Origin of the sequence: Flagellimonas ochracea (genome assembly GCF_009903685.1) — a bacterium.
GTDB lineage: Bacteria > Bacteroidota > Bacteroidia > Flavobacteriales > Flavobacteriaceae > Flagellimonas > Flagellimonas ochracea.
Genome location: NZ_JAAABI010000009.1, coordinates 1 through 16933, shown reverse-complemented (window position 1 = coordinate 16933; position 16933 = coordinate 1). Strand labels below are relative to the sequence as shown.

Annotated in this window: 18 protein-coding genes; 12 read left to right on the top strand and 6 right to left on the bottom strand. The window is 36.2% G+C overall.

Going from position 1 to position 16933, the window contains the following annotated elements:
* Positions 1-128 precede the first annotated feature (128 nt).
* Both GTQ34_RS15890 and GTQ34_RS15885 read right to left on the bottom strand, forming a co-directional pair.
* Positions 129-935, bottom strand: a complete 807-nt coding sequence (locus GTQ34_RS15890) for a sigma-70 family RNA polymerase sigma factor (protein WP_166524797.1) — start codon at positions 933-935, stop codon at positions 129-131.
* Positions 936-1254: 319 nt separating this feature from the next.
* A complete protein-coding gene (locus GTQ34_RS15885) occupies positions 1255-1677 on the bottom strand; it encodes a hypothetical protein (RefSeq protein WP_166524796.1) in 423 nt (140 codons plus the stop codon).
* Positions 1678-2143: 466 nt separating this feature from the next.
* Here GTQ34_RS15885 and GTQ34_RS15880 point away from each other — a divergent pair, with 466 nt between their 5' ends.
* From GTQ34_RS15880 to GTQ34_RS15860, 5 genes are all read left to right on the top strand, one after another.
* Positions 2144-2782 carry a recombinase family protein gene (locus tag GTQ34_RS15880; protein ID WP_166524795.1) on the top strand — a complete coding sequence of 213 codons (639 nt, stop codon included), beginning with the start codon at positions 2144-2146 and terminating at the stop codon, positions 2780-2782.
* Positions 2775-4694, top strand: a complete 1920-nt coding sequence (locus tag GTQ34_RS15875) for an AAA family ATPase (RefSeq protein WP_166524794.1) — start codon at positions 2775-2777, stop codon at positions 4692-4694. Before GTQ34_RS15880 ends, GTQ34_RS15875 begins: the two co-directional genes overlap by 8 nt.
* A 60-nt stretch (positions 4695-4754) precedes the next feature.
* A complete protein-coding gene (locus tag GTQ34_RS15870) occupies positions 4755-5084 on the top strand; it encodes a hypothetical protein (protein ID WP_166524793.1) in 330 nt (109 codons plus the stop codon).
* 14 nt (positions 5085-5098) lie between these two features.
* Positions 5099-5371 (top strand): hypothetical protein, encoded by a 273-nt coding sequence (locus tag GTQ34_RS15865; protein ID WP_166524792.1) that lies wholly within the window; start codon positions 5099-5101, stop codon positions 5369-5371.
* A 95-nt stretch (positions 5372-5466) separates the two neighbouring features.
* Positions 5467-6303 carry a competence protein CoiA gene (locus GTQ34_RS15860; RefSeq protein WP_166524791.1) on the top strand — a complete coding sequence of 279 codons (837 nt, stop codon included), beginning with the start codon at positions 5467-5469 and terminating at the stop codon, positions 6301-6303.
* Positions 6304-6392: 89 nt separating this feature from the next.
* Here GTQ34_RS15860 and GTQ34_RS15855 read toward each other — a convergent pair whose 3' ends face one another.
* On the bottom strand, positions 6393-6674 hold the full coding sequence (locus GTQ34_RS15855) for a hypothetical protein (RefSeq protein WP_166524790.1): 282 nt from the start codon (positions 6672-6674) through the stop codon (positions 6393-6395).
* 467 nt (positions 6675-7141) lie between these two features.
* Here GTQ34_RS15855 and GTQ34_RS15850 point away from each other — a divergent pair, with 467 nt between their 5' ends.
* Positions 7142-7669, top strand: a complete 528-nt coding sequence (locus tag GTQ34_RS15850) for a GNAT family N-acetyltransferase (protein WP_166524789.1) — start codon at positions 7142-7144, stop codon at positions 7667-7669.
* A 141-nt stretch (positions 7670-7810) separates the two neighbouring features.
* On the opposite strand, the gene GTQ34_RS15845 is transcribed toward GTQ34_RS15850, so the two are convergent.
* Together GTQ34_RS15845 and GTQ34_RS15840 are read right to left on the bottom strand one after the other, a co-directional pair.
* A complete protein-coding gene (locus GTQ34_RS15845) occupies positions 7811-9430 on the bottom strand; it encodes an alanine/glycine:cation symporter family protein (protein ID WP_166524788.1) in 1620 nt (539 codons plus the stop codon).
* A gap of 103 nt (positions 9431-9533) precedes the next feature.
* A complete protein-coding gene (locus tag GTQ34_RS15840; protein ID WP_166524787.1) occupies positions 9534-10640 on the bottom strand; it encodes a hypothetical protein in 1107 nt (368 codons plus the stop codon).
* A gap of 172 nt (positions 10641-10812) precedes the next feature.
* On the opposite strand from GTQ34_RS15840, the gene GTQ34_RS15835 reads away from it, so the two are divergent.
* The 6 genes from GTQ34_RS15835 (at position 10813) to GTQ34_RS15810 (ending at position 14787) form a co-directional block, all read left to right on the top strand.
* Complete coding sequence (locus tag GTQ34_RS15835; protein ID WP_166524786.1) at positions 10813-11664, top strand: GNAT family N-acetyltransferase; 852 nt, start codon at positions 10813-10815, stop codon at positions 11662-11664.
* A 108-nt stretch (positions 11665-11772) separates the two neighbouring features.
* Positions 11773-12219, top strand: a complete 447-nt coding sequence (locus GTQ34_RS15830) for a hypothetical protein (RefSeq protein WP_166524785.1) — start codon at positions 11773-11775, stop codon at positions 12217-12219.
* A gap of 121 nt (positions 12220-12340) precedes the next feature.
* Positions 12341-12802: a VOC family protein gene (locus GTQ34_RS15825; RefSeq protein WP_166524784.1), complete on the top strand. Its 462-nt coding sequence runs from the start codon at positions 12341-12343 to the stop codon at positions 12800-12802.
* 76 nt (positions 12803-12878) lie between these two features.
* Positions 12879-13847 carry an alpha/beta fold hydrolase gene (locus GTQ34_RS15820; RefSeq protein ID WP_166524783.1) on the top strand — a complete coding sequence of 323 codons (969 nt, stop codon included), beginning with the start codon at positions 12879-12881 and terminating at the stop codon, positions 13845-13847.
* 68 nt (positions 13848-13915) lie between these two features.
* Positions 13916-14236: a hypothetical protein gene (locus tag GTQ34_RS15815; protein WP_166524782.1), complete on the top strand. Its 321-nt coding sequence runs from the start codon at positions 13916-13918 to the stop codon at positions 14234-14236.
* 53 nt (positions 14237-14289) lie between these two features.
* Positions 14290-14787, top strand: a complete 498-nt coding sequence (locus GTQ34_RS15810; protein ID WP_166524781.1) for a hypothetical protein — start codon at positions 14290-14292, stop codon at positions 14785-14787.
* A gap of 1192 nt (positions 14788-15979) precedes the next feature.
* On the opposite strand, the gene GTQ34_RS15805 is transcribed toward GTQ34_RS15810, so the two are convergent.
* Positions 15980-16933, bottom strand: a 954-nt coding sequence (locus tag GTQ34_RS15805) for a type II secretion system F family protein (RefSeq protein WP_166524780.1), incomplete at its 5' end; no start/stop codon positions are given.

Genomic DNA, 16933 nt, shown 5'->3' with positions numbered 1-16933 from the left:
AAATGCCGATGGCTTTTAAATCAATATGGGATTCGTGACATGTTTTTTTACTTCAGTGAGATAGGTAAGCTATGGCTTCCAACTTCGATGATTGAAAAGGGCCATGAGACAATTTCTGAAAACGTAATTTAAGAATCAACCTTGGCCTTTTGCATTTTGGCCCAAGCCGGAGAGTTTTCAATAAGGTAATTGTGAAGGTCTGTGCCTTCAGAATTTAATGGATTGATGCTTTTGGCCAGTTGTAGTCGGAGGTTCAACAATTCTTCATAATTCTTGTTTGCAGCTTCCTTGACCATTTTAAGTTTATTGGCTTCGATGTACGTATCTTGTTCAGGGTTGTATATTTTATTGAGTCCTGTACATTGATGACAAATCCCCTTTTTATTGATGAGTGCGCACCTTTTTTCAAAAATCCGCGTCATATCTTTTCTGGCATCAGCTATGGCATGCTTTACTTTTCCCTCCCTGAATCCTGTAATGACCATTATCTCACTGACCTTGAATGAATAAATCTCCTTCAGCAACAAACAAATTTGATTGGGCAAAAGCAATGTTTTGGTCACACAATTAAAACAATAGCTGATATGCTCTCTGATAACAAATTTTCCATGTTCTGAATTTTGTGAGACCTCATACTTCTTTTTCAACAACCTTTCGTCTTGAACATGTGCATCTTTCACAAGCTCCATCCAATCCTCTCCCCATCTTTGTCTGGCCCTTAAACTATCTTTGGCAAGATTTATGGCAATGGCAAAAACCCAAGTCTTAAAAGACGATTTTCCTTTAAATGTGTCTATTTTCTTAAAGGCCTTGATATAGGTTTCCTGGACAATGTCCTCTGTCTCCTGTTTATGAGTAATGACTCTATAAACAAATGATTTCAGTTCTTCTTGAAATGAAAGGTATTCTTTTTGATATCTTTCTAAATGTGTCATTCAGATTGTGTAATGAAAATTGGAGTTATCTGTATCACAGCAAAATGTTGAAATAAGGCAGGCCGGTTTTAAATCAAGACTATATAAATATAGCACAGTTCTGACCTAAATGATTCGATTTCTTATTAATAATTTAAGGCTTCACCAATAACATTGGGAGTTTATCGTAAATGCTTTATAAAATTTATTTGTCATAACAGTTGAAAGAAAGGCCTAAGTGATGAAAAGTTGATGTTATATGTATAACTGAGTTCTCAAAATAATCCGTTTGTCAAATCGGCAAGTTATTTGGAGTAAATAAATATTCAAAACACCGTAGCTACTCGTCTGTATCCAAAACCTCATTAATATATTTGTCAAAACTAGGGTGGACCTTTTTTAAAATATGATTGCACCAGCTATCCCTTTCAAATCCAATTACCTTTAATTCCCAAATGCAGAACGCTTTACCTGAAGAAGTGATGTTCTTAAAATCAAACGGATCCTCGGGGTATGCCTTAAAAACCAAATGCCTTAATTCGTTCTCAGATGCCCACCAATCAAATATTATTTGATTAAATGACTTAGCAAGATGAATTGTTATAAATCCAGTGCGGTGGTGTTCATCCTCTTTTTCAATCTTGGGTATTTCACTCTTCACGATTTCTTTTGCAATCAAAATATACTTGCTGTCCCATTCAATGCCTAATTCGGAAATAATATAAATCTTGAATGACCAAAACTGAAACTTCCATAATTCCAAGAATCGAATTTGACGCTTTTTATATTTTGAGAATCTCACTGTAAACAAATATATGATGATCAATTTAGTTTAACATCAACCAAACACCCTTTTTGATTAATATCCTTCAGCAAACCAATACTCTTTACAATTTTATGAAAATCGCAACTGGTTTTAAAGATTTAATAGATAGCTTTCAAGATGAAGTAATAGTATTTAAAGCTGGAAATCAACAACTAAAAGTGGATTGAGAACAAGCACTATTCAATAGCTTAGAACAAATTGTTATGTAGTGTTGTCACCAGAATTTAAACCATTCTTATTTCAACTTTTAAATAACAGTTTTTTGGAAAGTCCTAAAAATCCAACAATTAAAAGGACCCTTTAATTAAACTTATAAGATTTTCATTGTTTATTGCTTCTCAAAAGTTTATTTCCTCGTACTAATTAATTAGTTTAATTTTTGATATATAATTAAACTATTGCTATGATTTTTGGATATGCAAGAGTAAGCACAGCTGAACAAAGTCTCGATTTGCAATTGAATGCTCTTTTGAAAGAGGGGATTGAACAAAAGAATATTTATACGGACAAAGTTTCAAGTACTAAAGAAGAACGAAAAAGCCTTGCCAAGTTATTGGACTATGTAAGGGAGGGTGATACTATTATCGTTTGGAAATTAGACAGACTTGCACGAAGCTTAATTCATTTCACCAAGTTAATGACTATACTTGAGAAAAAGGGAGTGAAGTTTAGGAGTATTACAGAGTCTTTTATTGATACAACAGAGAAGTCATCACACTCAGAGTTTATTATCAACATATTTGCAGCTTTGGCTCAATTAGAAAGAGACATAATTATAGAAAGAACAAAAGCTGGCTTGGAATCAGCCAGAAGACGTGGGAAAATTCTAGGGGCACCCAAAGGCATTAGTAAGAAAAACCAACAAAAAGCTGTACTTTGTGAGGAGTACTTTAAAGAAGGAAAGTTAACCGTGTCCGAAATATGTGAGCGACTGGATATTTCTAGGGCAACATACTACAAGTATCTGAAGCACAGGGGGCTTCACGGAGAGTTAAGACCATATAAACAAATTAGTAAAAAAAATAAGCCAACTTATGATTAGATTAAAGCAAGTAGTAGTCAATAAGTATAAAAGCATCCAAACACCCCAGGTGGTAGATATTGACCCCTCAATAACCACATTGGTGGGAATGAATGAATCAGGTAAAACATCATTTTTAACTGCCTTAGCAAAAACAAAATACTTTAATGAAGACGAAGACTTTAAATTTGACACAACCCAAGATTACCCGCGAAATGAGCTTATTGATTTTCAGCATAGTGGTGAGGAATGCCAGATAATAGAATGCAAATATGAAATTCCTGACGAATTACTAAAAGAAATTGAGGGAGATATTGGCAAAGGAACATTTGCCGTCAAGGAGTTTGGTGTTATCCATAAATACGATTCTACTACAAGAACTTTCACAGGAATATCGGCAAAAAAGGAAAACTTCTACTCCCATATGTTTGAATATTATGAATTGTCGGATGCTACGAAGGAAACTATTAAAAAAATTGAGAAATGGAGTGAAATTGCTGGAATTGAAGAGCAGGAAGGGGACACTGGACTTGATGACTTCAAATCTGATATAGCTAAATATAACAAAAAGTCCTTTAAAGGTTTTAGCAATAGTCTAGAAGGTTATATTGCTTGCCGATGGTTAGATTTAAAAACCCCAAAGTTTTGGTATTTTGATGATTACTATCCACTTTGGGGAAAAATAAATATCAATGAGCTTCACAACAACCCGCCTTCAGATGAAAAGGATAAAACATCGAAAGCTCTTTTTGAATTAGCCAGAATAGAACCAGAAGACATCTTGAATGCCACCGAGGCGGAATATGAGAAATATATCGCACTGTTGGAAGCCTCATCCAACAAAATAACAAGTGAAATATTTAAATATTGGTCCACAAATAGCAATCTGGACATAGATTTCAAAATTCAGAATATTAAAAACGTACATGGACAGGACGAGAAAGTTCTTGACATTCGAGTAAAAAGTCAACGTCATAAAATTACCCTTCCTCTGGACAGGCGCAGTAAAGGTTTTAATTGGTTTTTCTCCTTTATTATTTGGTTCAGTAAAATTCAATCCGATTCGGATTCTGATTATATTTTGTTGTTAGACGAACCCGGATTGAATCTTCATGCTTCAGCTCAGGCTGATTTGTTAAAGTTCATAGAAGAGTTATCCAAAAAGTACCAACTCATATATACTACCCACTCTCCATTTATGATTGACACTTTACATTTAGATAGAGTTAGAACTTGTTTTGAGACGGATGAAGGAACGATCATTTCAGATTCTGTTCAGGAAAAAGATCCAAATACTCTATTTCCACTTCAAGCCGCACTTGGTTACGATATTGCACAAAACCTATTCATTTCCAAATTCAACTTACTTGTTGAAGGCCCAGCCGACCTGATTTATTTGACCATAATGTCAGGCATTCTAGAAGAGGAAAAAAGAACTTTTTTGGATGAGAAAATAACTATTGTACCAGTTGGTGGATTGGACAAAGTTTCAACTTTCATCTCATTATTAAGGGGCCAGAGTCTAAATGTAGCTTGTTTGCTGGATACTTTTACTGATCAAAAGGGAAAGCAAAGAGTCGATGATTTAATAATGTTTAAGATTATAAAAGAAAAGAACATTCGATTTTTTGATGAGTTTGTCAATAATGGAAAGAAAACGGCGGATATCGAAGATCTATTTGAAAAGGAAGAATATCTACGGCTGTTCAATGAAGCATTTAAGGGAGAGTATACAGAAATTAAGCTTGTAGATTTAGACAAAAAACTAGACACGATTTTAAAACAAATTAATAAGCAGATTGGGAAAAGGCGATTTAATCATTATAGACCTGCTCATAAGTTAAGCCAGTTGGGAGCTGATAAATCATTTTTTAAATCTTCGACACTCGATAATTTTGAAAAAGTATTTGAAGAGATTAATAAACTTTTTTGATTGGAAATTGTTGAACAATAACCTGGAACATAGGTTTCGTTGGTATTTAGTGAGCTTAAGATGTTGACTATAGATGATTTTATTGGCACTTGGCGGACAGTCAATTTTCCTGGCTATGTTGGAAATGATGAAAATATAATAACCTTGCATGTTAGTGGAGCTGGGTTGGCCACTTTGTGGAAACAGGAAGGTCAACAAACGATTATTTTTGCAGAAGGTAGCTTAGAAATCATTGATAATAATGATGGTAGTTTTGACTTAGCAATTGAAGGTCAAGCTATAAATCAAGTATACAGCTCAATATGTGGGAATCTTTTTATTCCAAATCCTTCGCCATCTTTTATATCTGAGATTCCAGAACATGGCAGAAGATATTTTGAAAAACTTTGATGATCCAGATCACCATGTACAAAACGAAAGTCTGGATACATAAGAGTAAAGAAGACATAATAACAAATCAGGGAGACTTTTGGCTAAATTGTACCTTCATTGATAAGCCACTCGATGATTATATAGTGACGATAACTGAAGATTTGATTCTTGATATTCAAGACGAAATAATCTGGAATGAATATTATGGGCCAGGAGAATATAAAGTTTTTAAAGCTTCGGAGATGTTTAACCCTGAACAAAATGATGGTTTTTCCTATTGTGTGATGGTTTACAAAGTTCAATAAAATGATTGCTTATAAATCGGATATAAGTCATTATGTACTATATTCCAATGTTGGCTGAAATGCAAATATTCCAATAAGTAAAAAGTAACTTTTAAATGAGATTCGCATTAATTGATGGCGTAAAAGTTGAAGCTTCAAAGGGAGCAAAAGGTTTTTGTCAAAGCTGTGGAGCGGAAATGATCGCAAAATGTGGAGATTTTAAAATAAATCATTGGGCACATAAAAGAAAATACCAATGTGATACTTGGTGGGAAACAGAAACAGAATGGCATCGAAAATGGAAAGGAAATTATCCAATCGAATGGCAGGAAGTTATTCAATTTGATAGTGACACAAATGAAAAACACATAGCTGATATCCAAACGAAAAAAGGACTGGTAATTGAATTTCAGCATTCACGCCTCAATCCGGAAGAGCGCAGAAAGCGTGAGGGTTTCTATAAGAATATGGTGTGGGTTGTAGACGGTACGCGCCTAAAAAGAGATTTCCCTCGTTTTTTTAAAGAATGGAAAAGTAATGGAATCAGTGAAGTACGCAGAACAGATAAATCGGGAATATTTGAGGTTTGGTTTCCTGAGTTCTGTTTCCCAGAAGCTTGGCTTAAAAGTTCTGTGCCAGTTATCTTTGACTTCCTAGGAGACGGAACATTGGAAGACCCCGAAAGCATGCGAAATAGTCTCTACTGCTTATTCCCTCAAATTGGTAAATATGCTAGCGTGGCGGAATTTTCGCGCAAAGCATTCTTAAATGCAACTACAAATGGAAATTGGACATTGAGAGTTCAAAAGTTTTTAAATCATTTAATTGAGCAAAATAAAATCCGAGTTCAGAAAGAGAGATTAGAACTAGAAAGACACTATGCTCTAAATAGATATGAATTCAATCAAAGGCTATTAGGTAGAAAATATACAGGTGGTAAAAGACGCTTGTAAATTCGTACATCGCACAGCAGCCAACAACGAACTGAGTTGGACTAAGGTTTAAATAAAGGATTTAAAAATTATGGCAAGCGATTAGGAGTTTACCCCACTTTACCAATTATTGCATTGGCACCATCATCAGTTTTTTTCAAAATACTAGTCGCAGTGCTATCTGCTTGCTTCAACTTTTGGGCTAGTTCCTTTTCTCTTTGTTTCCGGATTTTGCTGCCCGCTTTGATTGAGTGGACTTCTTCTTTCAATATTTTTAAATGTTCTATCTGAACAGTAAAGAGTAAAATTTCTTGCTCTACCTTTTTTAAACTGCTCATTTTCTTCCCAGAGGGTGTGGATTTAATGCTATAACCACTTTTTGCTTGTTTCATGGCCCAATTTTGAAGTGAACTTCCATTAGCCTTAATTATTTTAGAGTAAAGGTTGTCCACCTTCTCAGAGACAAGAATATCTTGGGAACTCAGAGTAAGTGAATATAGGGTCGTAACCAATAGGACAAACAGTTTTCTCATGGATTTTACTTTTATATTTTGAATATAGCCAATCAAAGGAGTAAAATTTGGGAATTTGTATAAATGGAAGATGATTTTGTGTGAACTGCTCCTAAGGATGGGGTATTTTCCTTTAATTCGACGTTAAGAACTCTACTAATCAAGGGACAAATATCCTAACCCCTATTTAACCTATATTCGATATCTTAGGACTATAAGATTCCACTATTAAAGTTCAAATAAACGATTCGAATTTAGGATGATCAAATACATCGAGTTTGTTCCAATATGGGAGTAAAACGATGTATTTTACATCCATATAAACAAGTTAGCTGCAAGCCGTAAAAATGACCAAAACTTTTCCTGAAATAGAAACCGACCGACTTTTATTGAGAAGATTACAACAATCTGACTGGGAAATGATTTCATACTTGCGCTCGGACAAAATTGTAAATGAATTTGTCAAGCGCCCAAGTGCTGAATCTAAAGAAAAGGCATTGGAATTCATCGTAAAAATCAATGATGGAATTGACAATCGAGATTTGTATTACTGGACAATAACCGAGAAAAACCAAAAGGGAATGATTGGGAGCATTTGTCTTTGGAATTTTTCAAAGGACAAAAAAATAGCTGAAGTTGGATATGATTTATCGCCTAAATTCCAAGGGAAAGGAATAATGAATGAATCCCTAAAAAGTATTATGGCTTTTGGATTTGACAATCTGAATTTAGAAACCATAGAAGCTTTCACGCATAGACTAAATGGAAGTTCAAAAAAATTACTGGAAAGGAATGGATTCAAAGTTGTGTTGGGGAAAAAAGATGAACACAATGCCGACAACATAATCTATGAACTAAAAAAAGCCAGCAGCTAACAATGGCTATAATTCATTGTGGCAACGAGTTAAAACAAAGTTTAATTATTAAATTAAAGGTCTGGATTTCGACGGAATAATCCTGCGGATGATTCCACAATGAAATCATAGCCGAGTCCGCTAGAAAAAAAGGATTCGTTGTCATTTCAATTTGGATTTCTTAATAAGTGAAAGATAATTGGCAAATTCTTTCTTTACGTTTGGAAACAGAATCAATAGCCCTATCATATTGGGAAACACTAAAGCCAATATCATGGCGTCAGAAAACTTTATCACGGCATCCAAGGTTATAGCGGCACCCAAAACCGTGAAAACCAGAAAAAGCAACTTGTAGGTTAAATCGGTTCGTTTTCCTCGACCAAAAAGATATTTCCAAGCTTGAAGGCCATAATAGGACCAGGACAGAATGGTTGAAAAGGCGAACATGCAAACCGCTATCATCAACAAATAGGATGAACCTTTGATTGAACTTTCGAAGGCCAGGGAGGTAATGTTAACGCCTCCCAGACGACTGCCATCATTAAAAAGTGCTTGCCCATTCACCACATTTCCATATACAAATGTGCCGTCCATGTTAAAAAGAATAATGACTATTGCCGTCATCGAGCAGATCAATACGGTGTCGATGAAAGGTTCTAACAGACCAACCAATCCCTCGGAAGCCGGGTAGGCCGTATTCACAGCTGAGTGTGCTATTGCAGCGGACCCCGCCCCGGCCTCATTTGAAAATGCTGCACGCCTAAACCCCTGAATCATGACTCCCACGAATCCACCAGAGATGGTTGCAACCGGCTCAAAGGCTTCAGACAGAATAAGCCTGAACACATCATCAACCAATTCAATTTTGGAAAAAATGATAAAAAGGGCAGCTCCTACGTACAAAATGGCCATAATCGGCACCACTTTTTCCGTTACCTTGGCAATCCGTTTGATGCCTCCAATAATGACAATACCCGCCAAGATGGCAAAGACCAGCCCAATTATGCTACCGGTGGCGTGACCTGAAAGTCCGAATGACCCTATAATCTGAGCGGCTGCCTGGTTACTCTGAAAAGCATTGCCCCCTCCAAAAGATGCACCTACGCATAGAACGGCAAATACAATGGCCAAAAACTTGCCGAAATATCCAAGTCCCTTTTCCTTAAGTCCTCTAGACAAATAGTACATGGGTCCACCAAAAACCTTCCCCTCACTATCTATATCACGGTATTTGACTCCCAAAGTGCATTCCACAAACTTGGTTGACATTCCCAGTAATCCTGCTAATACCATCCAAAAGGTAGCCCCAGGTCCTCCAACAGAGATGGCAACTGCCACCAGCGCAATGTTGCCAAGTCCAACAGTGCCCGATACAGCGGTTGCCAGGGCCTGAAAGTGATTGACCTCACCTAACTGGCTCTCGTCCTTAATGGTCCCCCTCAAATCCCCATCCACCTCATGGACGACAGGTTTTAACTTTGGCGCCTCTTTCTCGAATTCATCAAATTTTCCTCTTACCACCTGTATGGCCGTTGGAAAATGGCGAATATTAACGAAACCAAAATAGAGTGTAAAAAACAGGGCTCCCAAGATTAGAATTATCAGTACCAAGGGAATTCCTATGCCAAATAATTCCACTTCAGACAAAATCAATTTTTCCCACCATACAGCAAAGGGCATAAAGCCGTCATTGATTTTTTCATCCAAACCTTTTTCCGTGGATGATGCAATCCGTTGAACTGTAGAAAGTAATTGCAAATTCGAAATCAGCAGTGTACCCATAATCCAAAAGTTTCTGAAATTTCATGAGCAGAATCTGATTAATTGGCCTATGTCGGAAATAATATGAAAATGTCAGTAGTTGGAAAACTGACAAACGCCGGATTTACCCATCATTTTCAAGGGCAATGTTTTCTTGGGGGAGCAATAGCCTTATTCTTCGTTCCCTATGTTCCGACATTTCAAATAAAGTGTTTTTTAAGGGTACAAAGTGCTTATCTTTTGTCCAACTCTGTTTACCAAAGAGTCCATCCAACAGGGCTGCAATAAGTCTTTTTATCTCATTGTGATCATTGATGTCATATGTTTTGGAGACATCAAAGTTTTTGGGTTTGATTTCAAGCCATCCTTCAGTTTTGTCAAGCCTGCGCTCAGCAAAAAGCTTAAATAGTCTGTAAAGAGCCGGTGTGAGCGACACAACCCTATCTTTATTTCCAGAAAATCCTTGCATCGACACTTGAAAACTATCCTTGTTGCCCCATCCACTCTTTTTGAGAAACCGGAGTTTTAACTGGTGCGGTGAAGGAATTACGGTTTCCGTAAGCTCCTTTACCCAGCTTAGGGCCAGAGCAAAGAAAAGCATGATTAGGGATGTTTTGAATATCGCAGAGAACAACAGTAGGTTAATTGTGTCATCCAAGAGCTTGTATATCTGGGCCAACAATGTTACAGCAATTGTAATTATTGAAAGCCACCCCAATAGCGGAAGCCTTCTTTTTACAAATGATTCCCAAAGTACAAAGCCCAAGAAGAACAACGTCAGCAACGCATAATATACATCCAGTTCACTGATTATTAAAGCCGTGCTCGCGAGAAACATTTTATGAAGTGTGGGGAAAAGGGCAAAAACAAATGGGATTCCGATGATATAGGGCCAGAAATTAGATTTTATGAGAGGAGCAAATGGCTTGGGTAGATATCTGAACCATGGCAGGGACAGTAGTATAAAAAGACTGTTCAATAATGAGAACACGCTTCTCAATCCCTCTTTAAAATGCACACCCAATCCAATGGGTTCCCAGGACACTATTTCAACCAGACCGGAAACGGACCAGCATAAAATTGAAAGCGCCAACCATACTTGGCCAAAATCGTCTTGTTTTTTGCCAATATGATACCAAATTGATAATAGCGCCAGAAATGCGAAAAGGCATACCGAAAACTGCCACCAACCATAGAAAGTGGAAACTTGCGAAGAAGAAACTATGTCCAAATGTTACCGTATAAAGTTAAACCCATGCAAATTTGCCTGATTTCCAAGTAATAAAGATATTTATTAAAAAATGGAGGGAATATACAAAACAAGATATATGAAAATATAAATGAGCAATAGTTATCGATTAGATAGATGGTTGTTCACTTTCTTACTAGCTAGCTGAATCAAAATGGTTAAAATTAAAACGCTATCAAATACAAGTAATCAAGAAATATTGAATTGTTTCAATTTATCGTTTTCAGATTATTCAATACCATTTAAGCTAAATCTTGACCTGCTTGAGACCAAAATAACCGCTGAAAACATAAACCCGGAAATTTCAATTGGGGCGTTTAGAAAGCAAAAGCTGATTGGCTTTGTTTTACATGGTGACAGAAAAGTGGGAGGAGTAAGAAAAGCTTACAATGCCGGAACTGGTGTAATTCCTGATGAAAGAGGACGAGCTCTTACAAGAAGAATGTATGATTTTATAAGGCCGGAATTAGAAAGAATGGCATTTGGTGAAATTATATTGGAAGTCATCTCAAATAACACCCCGGCAATTAAATCGTATGAAAAGATTGGGTTTAAACCTGTAAGGGGATTAAGTTGCTATAATGGAGAACCTATTGTCAATAAAATAAACAGGGAAGTAGTAATCCGACAGTTTGAAAATGCAAACTTTGAAGAACTCAATCAAATAGGTGAGATGGAACCCACTTGGCAAAACACCAAAGAGACGATTATAAATTTAGGCCGTGATGCCCTTTGTTTTCTTGCGTATATGGGAACAGAGTTATGTGGTTATACAGTCCTGAATTCGAACAATAACCGAATTTTGCAAATTGCAGTAAAGAAAGAAATGAGAAATAGACTTGTTGGAAGTTCACTATTGCACCATTTAACAGGTGTGACTTCAAAATCTATTTCAATTATCAATGTCGATAGCAACTTTAACTCGGTGACCGATTTTCTCGAAAATAGAAATTTGAGAAAATCCTTAACTCAGGAAGAAATGAAATTAAAAATAGCCAACAGATAACAATGAAGTTTAGGTGATACTTTTTGATGGACTTCCAACTACCCATATGGCAATGGTTGCTATAGTTCAAAAAATGGATATACCTTTCTAATCTGTATTCAATAATCCATGAAAACGATAAAATCAATTGCTGTCCTTATATTCTTTGTGACCTTGATTTCATGTGACTTCTTGGAAAGTCAGGATAGACCCCAGGGTTATCCAGATTATGACTACAGTTCAATTGAAAAGATTGTTTATTTTGATATGGAAACCAAAGAACAACTTCTAATAGGTGATTTGTCAACGCTTAAATCTGCTGGTGAATACTTTTTAAATAAGGATAATTATTTTAAAGATGAGTTGAGAAAATTTAATGGTGTAAAGCCAAGTTTCTCATTAACACTGATAAATCCAATTGATACATTAGTACTTAGATCATATCCCCTATCAGGATTGAAAGGAAGATTGGAATTTGATTTCACAGTAAAGTATGATCCAAATAACCCAATGAAATCAAGAAAAGTTCATAGGTTCTATATAAAGCAGGGTCTTCTTGATTTATTAGGCATATAAGTTTAAATAAACGATTCGAATACTAGATTATCAAATACAACGAATTTATCCCGATTTGGGAGTATAGAAGTGTATTTTACATCGCTATGAACAAGTTGTATGGCATTAAAAACGACCCAAGATGATTAAAGGACTTTATGAAACCCATTTATTCGTTGAGAACATTGAACGCTCGATTGAGTTTTATGGTAATGTTCTTGAATTAAAACAATGTCATTATGAAGAGGAACGAAGAGCTGCTTTTTTTTGGATTGGAAAAGACAAGCAGTTTATGCTTGGTTTATGGGAAAGACCAAAAGAGGAAATTGACATTCGACATTTTGCATTCGAATGTGATCCTGAGTGGGTACTGAAAGAATCCGTTGATTTCTTAAAATCTCGAGACTTAAAATGCAGGAACTTTTTAAATGACGGAACCGATAGACCAATGGTATTTGCTTGGATGCCAGCAATAGCGATTTATTTTGACGACCCAGATGGACATTCACTTGAATTTATTGGAATCTTGGACGGAAAAGGAAAACCTGAGAATGGAATAATTTCTTATGAACGCTGGTTGGAATTGGAAAAAAATGAAAAATAACGCCATACAACAATGGTTATAAGTAATTGCTACGCAAATACTAATAGCCAAGACCGTAATCAAAGTTCAAACAAAGATGAAGTTACTGCTAAAAAGTATCAAATGGATTGGTAAAATATCAGTTGGGATTATTGCTCTGATAATAATATCTGGAGCATCATACCGTATGTTTAGTTCAAAACCAGTTCCACCAGGAGAATTAGTAGATGTCGAAGGTACTAAGCTTCATATTAGAGCAGAAGGCGAAAAAAAAGATTTACCAACCCTAATTCTTGAGGCAGGTGCAGGAGGGAATACAGATGTATTTCATTGGATTGCAGAAGGATTGAAAGGAAATATGAGGGTTGTTCGCTATGATAGAGAAGGAAAATGGTTCAGTGAACCGAGTAAAGACAGCATTACACCGGAATTTTATGCTCGACAATTACATAAACTGCTCGAAAAAAATGGTGAAAAACCACCTTATATATTGGCAGGCCACTCCATGGGCGGCCCTTATAATCGAATCTACAGAGACCTTTACCCGGATGAAGTAAAAGGGCTTGTTTTTATGGATTCGAGCCATCCTGAACAATGGGAACGACTGGCAGAAAACGGGCTATTTGACAAAAGTCAAATTAACATGATAAAATCTTTCGCAATACTTGCTGATATGGGAATATTGGGAGTCTATGATAGGATAATCAAGCCAAAATCCATGAATGAATATTTACCGAAAGATTGCCAGATTCGCAATGCTAATCTTACTTCTTATTCAGGAAAAATTTATCGTAGGTATCTAAAAGAAAATAACATAAACGACGATGTTCTTATGCGGGCAGGTCAAGCTAGCAGTTTAGATTCATTACCTGTTTTGGTTTTTACAGCAACAAAACAATATGGGGATGCACAAAAATGGTTTGAAATGCAAAAAGAACTTAAAGAGCTATCTACCAACGGCAAACAATTTGATATTGAAGCAAATCACGGTACCATAATTACTAAAAAAGAAAATGCTGAGCTAATTACTAAAGAAATTCTTTTATTGGCCAGATCAGTAAAATAGTATCTTCTGAAGTAGTAAGAGAATTAAAAGTTCAAAAAAACGATTCAACAATCAATAAAATTCATCATATGAAAATGGATAAATACACCAAAATTGTTTTAACTATTATAGCAGTAAACCTAACAATATTGACCATAACGAATTTAGATCTACTGCCAAAGGCTTATGCAAATGAACCTATGGAAAATTCTGAACTATTGCCAGCAATGAATTATGGATTGGTTCCTTTAAATGAAGATGGAACCATTAGTGTGACGTTGAGCAATTATGATCAAATTGATGTTAATATAGTTGGTATAGACACTAACGAGGAACTAGATGTTAATATCGATGAAATTGGTGGGGGATATGTTTCTCATGGCGGACCTATTTCTGTAGAAATTGATTAAAATCCGATAACATTATAGGGAATACTGACTGTATGAAGTTCAAATAACCGATTGTGGATTTCAATAATATTGGTGACATTAAGAAAAATGGATTCAGTGGTTTTAAATCAGCGACAGAGCTTTGGTTAGACAAATCGATTATTCCGAGAGTTAAGGGGGTTTATCTAGTAATCAATCCAGCTTATAATAAAACTGAATTTATTTATCCTGGAGTCGGTGGATTTTTCAAAGGAAGAAATCCAAATGTTCCAGTGTCAGAACTAAAAAGCAATTATGTAGATAACTCACAAGTCGTTTACATAGGAAAAGCAGGGAGTCCAACAGGAAATGGAACATTAAACTCTAGGCTTGGGCAATATTTGAGATTTGGAAAAACAAAAAACGTGGGGCATTGGGGAGGCAGATTAATTTGGCAACTAAAAAATAATGCTGACTTGATTTTTTGTTGGAAGCTAACACCAAAAGAAAATCCAAGAGAGGTAGAGAAAAGGCTATTACACGAATATTTAAATCAGTTTGGAGTAAGACCGTTTGCAAATTTGACCGGATAATCCTTAATTAGAATGGATGGGCTTTAGAACAAAGTGATGCTGGTTTTGATACCAATACACAATCCCTTTTAAACCAAACGGTTACCCTGATTTTAGCAATCAAGGTAACCGTCTCCACAACTTTCGCGACGACGTTTTTTCGCCGACTTGATAAATATATAACAAATATAATTTGCCAACGTTTCGGGTTTTATTTTTGTTTCTTATCCAAATCTGGATAAGGCCTTCGAAGGCCTGGAAATGGAGCCATCTTGGCCATCATTGAGGACTAGCTTTCCCTGGAATACTTCATTTTAACCAAAAAGGATGACCCTGTAAAAGTAATCCTTAAAATGTTTCATCCCGACAGGTATTGCTTTGGCATACAAAGAAACGATAGTTTGGCTAGACCGGTTACACTCCAAATCCTTAGAGCCATGGAAAATGCCTATTTAAAAGAATTAAGACCCAAAACATGTTGGTCAAGGTAATTGACATTCAAAGTCAGAATTCGAAAGTCCTTTAAACGAAACTTTCAATCAACAATTTTCCCTTATCAAGTAGATTAATCGATTCCAGATTTCGTAAAACTTCGTGGAATACTTGTAACCTGTAAAACATCAATCTCCGACCAGTTTAAAATAGTGTCGGGAGGTCGCCCGACGAACCTCACTGCCAAATTGAAACTAATTGGCCTAAATTGAATGGATGCTCCAAAAAATTACCTTATTTGGGTGCGATTAAACAACCCAAAATCAGAGAGTTAACCAAAATAGAATTGTTTCGACCTGGATGCCCGACAACCAAATCCCCTCTAGCCCAGTAGACACGGGTCCTTTCAGGCCGCTAGAAAAAGGAGGTAACCGAATAGGTAACTTTTAAGGGTGTTTTTGGTGTGTTTTTGGCATTTCCCCAAAAAATTAAAGTCCTGAAAATCAGAACTTTAAATTGTTAAAATTATGTTAAAGTCGGGGTGGCAGGATTAAAATAGCCATCTCAAAACCTTAAATATCAATATTTTACACTTGTCTTCTGAGCTGATTCACCGAACTCTTAACTTGGTTTAAATCAGTACATTTCGATGCAAAATTTACGAGTGTTTTTGCATTTCAAATATAAACATTACAAATTAATCGTTTAAATAAAAAACATATATAGGTAATACAAGTCATCAAAAAATGCTCTGGGGTGAACCTTCGAACGACGCCATCAATTATAGTACGCTGCCCAATCTAAACATGGGCAAATACATTGCAACCAAAATGACTCCCACACAAACACCTACAATGAGAATAATAGCAGGTTCTAAAAGTGTACTTAGTAACTTGGACTTTTGTTGCACTTCTATCGCATACTGTTGATTTAGTCTATCAAACATATATTGAGTTTGGTTTGTTTCCTCTGCAACTTTTACCAAGGCAATCATTTTACCATCAAATATTTTATGATATTTTAGACTCTCACTCAGGCTTTCGCCCCGTACTATGCCATCACTAACTTGGTCCAAAGCATCCTTCAAAGGGTAAAAGTTTATCATTTTGCCTGCTAGCTGGATACTTTTTAGTAGAGGAACGCTGGATGAAACCAGAAGAGCAAGTGCCCTGGTGAACTGGGAAAGGTGCACCGCTTTTACAAAATTGCCAAAATAGGGAATCCGCAAGGTAATGTAATCCATTTTTCTTTTGAACCCATCTTTCCTAAGCACTAGTTTTTTTAAAAGAAGCAAAACAAAAAATATGAGAACCAGCCATAGACCATAACTTCCCAAAAACTGTGATATGTTGACAATAAATCGGGTGATCCAAGGCAATTCCACGTTGTTCTGGGCAAAGATATCCTGGAACATGGGCACGACCATTCGTAACATAAAGACAACGACCAAGACCGCTGTGGTCAAAATAATTACGGGATAGGTCAGTGCGTTAACTAAATTCCTGTGTTGCTCATTCTTCTTCGAAAAAAAATGCCCCAATTCCTTGGTTATAGTTTCCAACGTACCGGATTCTTCACCTATCATCAGTGAGTAATACTCATATTCGCTGAATTCTTTTCTTTCCCTTATCGTTTCGGAAAAGCTCAATCCCGATATAAGATTCTCCTCCAGTAGGCCAACCAATGATTTATGCCGTTCCTTCTTTTGCCCCTCTTTTATTAACGCCAATGCCTC

What these genes read in the sequence shown, in the direction of transcription:
- GTQ34_RS15890 (WP_166524797.1), bottom strand. Translation starts at nt 935, where the DNA reads ATGACACATTTAGAAAGATATCAAAAAGAATACCTTTCATTTCAAGAA.
- GTQ34_RS15880 (WP_166524795.1), top strand. Translation starts at nt 2,144, where the DNA reads ATGATTTTTGGATATGCAAGAGTAAGCACAGCTGAACAAAGTCTCGAT.
- GTQ34_RS15875 (WP_166524794.1), top strand. Translation starts at nt 2,775, where the DNA reads ATGATTAGATTAAAGCAAGTAGTAGTCAATAAGTATAAAAGCATCCAA.
- GTQ34_RS15870 (WP_166524793.1), top strand. Translation starts at nt 4,755, where the DNA reads ATGTTGACTATAGATGATTTTATTGGCACTTGGCGGACAGTCAATTTT.
- GTQ34_RS15865 (WP_166524792.1), top strand. Translation starts at nt 5,099, where the DNA reads ATGTACAAAACGAAAGTCTGGATACATAAGAGTAAAGAAGACATAATA.
- GTQ34_RS15860 (WP_166524791.1), top strand. Translation starts at nt 5,467, where the DNA reads ATGAGATTCGCATTAATTGATGGCGTAAAAGTTGAAGCTTCAAAGGGA.
- GTQ34_RS15855 (WP_166524790.1), bottom strand. Translation starts at nt 6,674, where the DNA reads ATGAAACAAGCAAAAAGTGGTTATAGCATTAAATCCACACCCTCTGGG.
- GTQ34_RS15850 (WP_166524789.1), top strand. Translation starts at nt 7,142, where the DNA reads ATGACCAAAACTTTTCCTGAAATAGAAACCGACCGACTTTTATTGAGA.
- GTQ34_RS15845 (WP_166524788.1), bottom strand. Translation starts at nt 9,430, where the DNA reads ATGGGTACACTGCTGATTTCGAATTTGCAATTACTTTCTACAGTTCAA.
- GTQ34_RS15835 (WP_166524786.1), top strand. Translation starts at nt 10,813, where the DNA reads ATGGTTAAAATTAAAACGCTATCAAATACAAGTAATCAAGAAATATTG.
- GTQ34_RS15830 (WP_166524785.1), top strand. Translation starts at nt 11,773, where the DNA reads ATGAAAACGATAAAATCAATTGCTGTCCTTATATTCTTTGTGACCTTG.
- GTQ34_RS15825 (WP_166524784.1), top strand. Translation starts at nt 12,341, where the DNA reads ATGATTAAAGGACTTTATGAAACCCATTTATTCGTTGAGAACATTGAA.
- GTQ34_RS15820 (WP_166524783.1), top strand. Translation starts at nt 12,879, where the DNA reads ATGAAGTTACTGCTAAAAAGTATCAAATGGATTGGTAAAATATCAGTT.
- GTQ34_RS15815 (WP_166524782.1), top strand. Translation starts at nt 13,916, where the DNA reads ATGAAAATGGATAAATACACCAAAATTGTTTTAACTATTATAGCAGTA.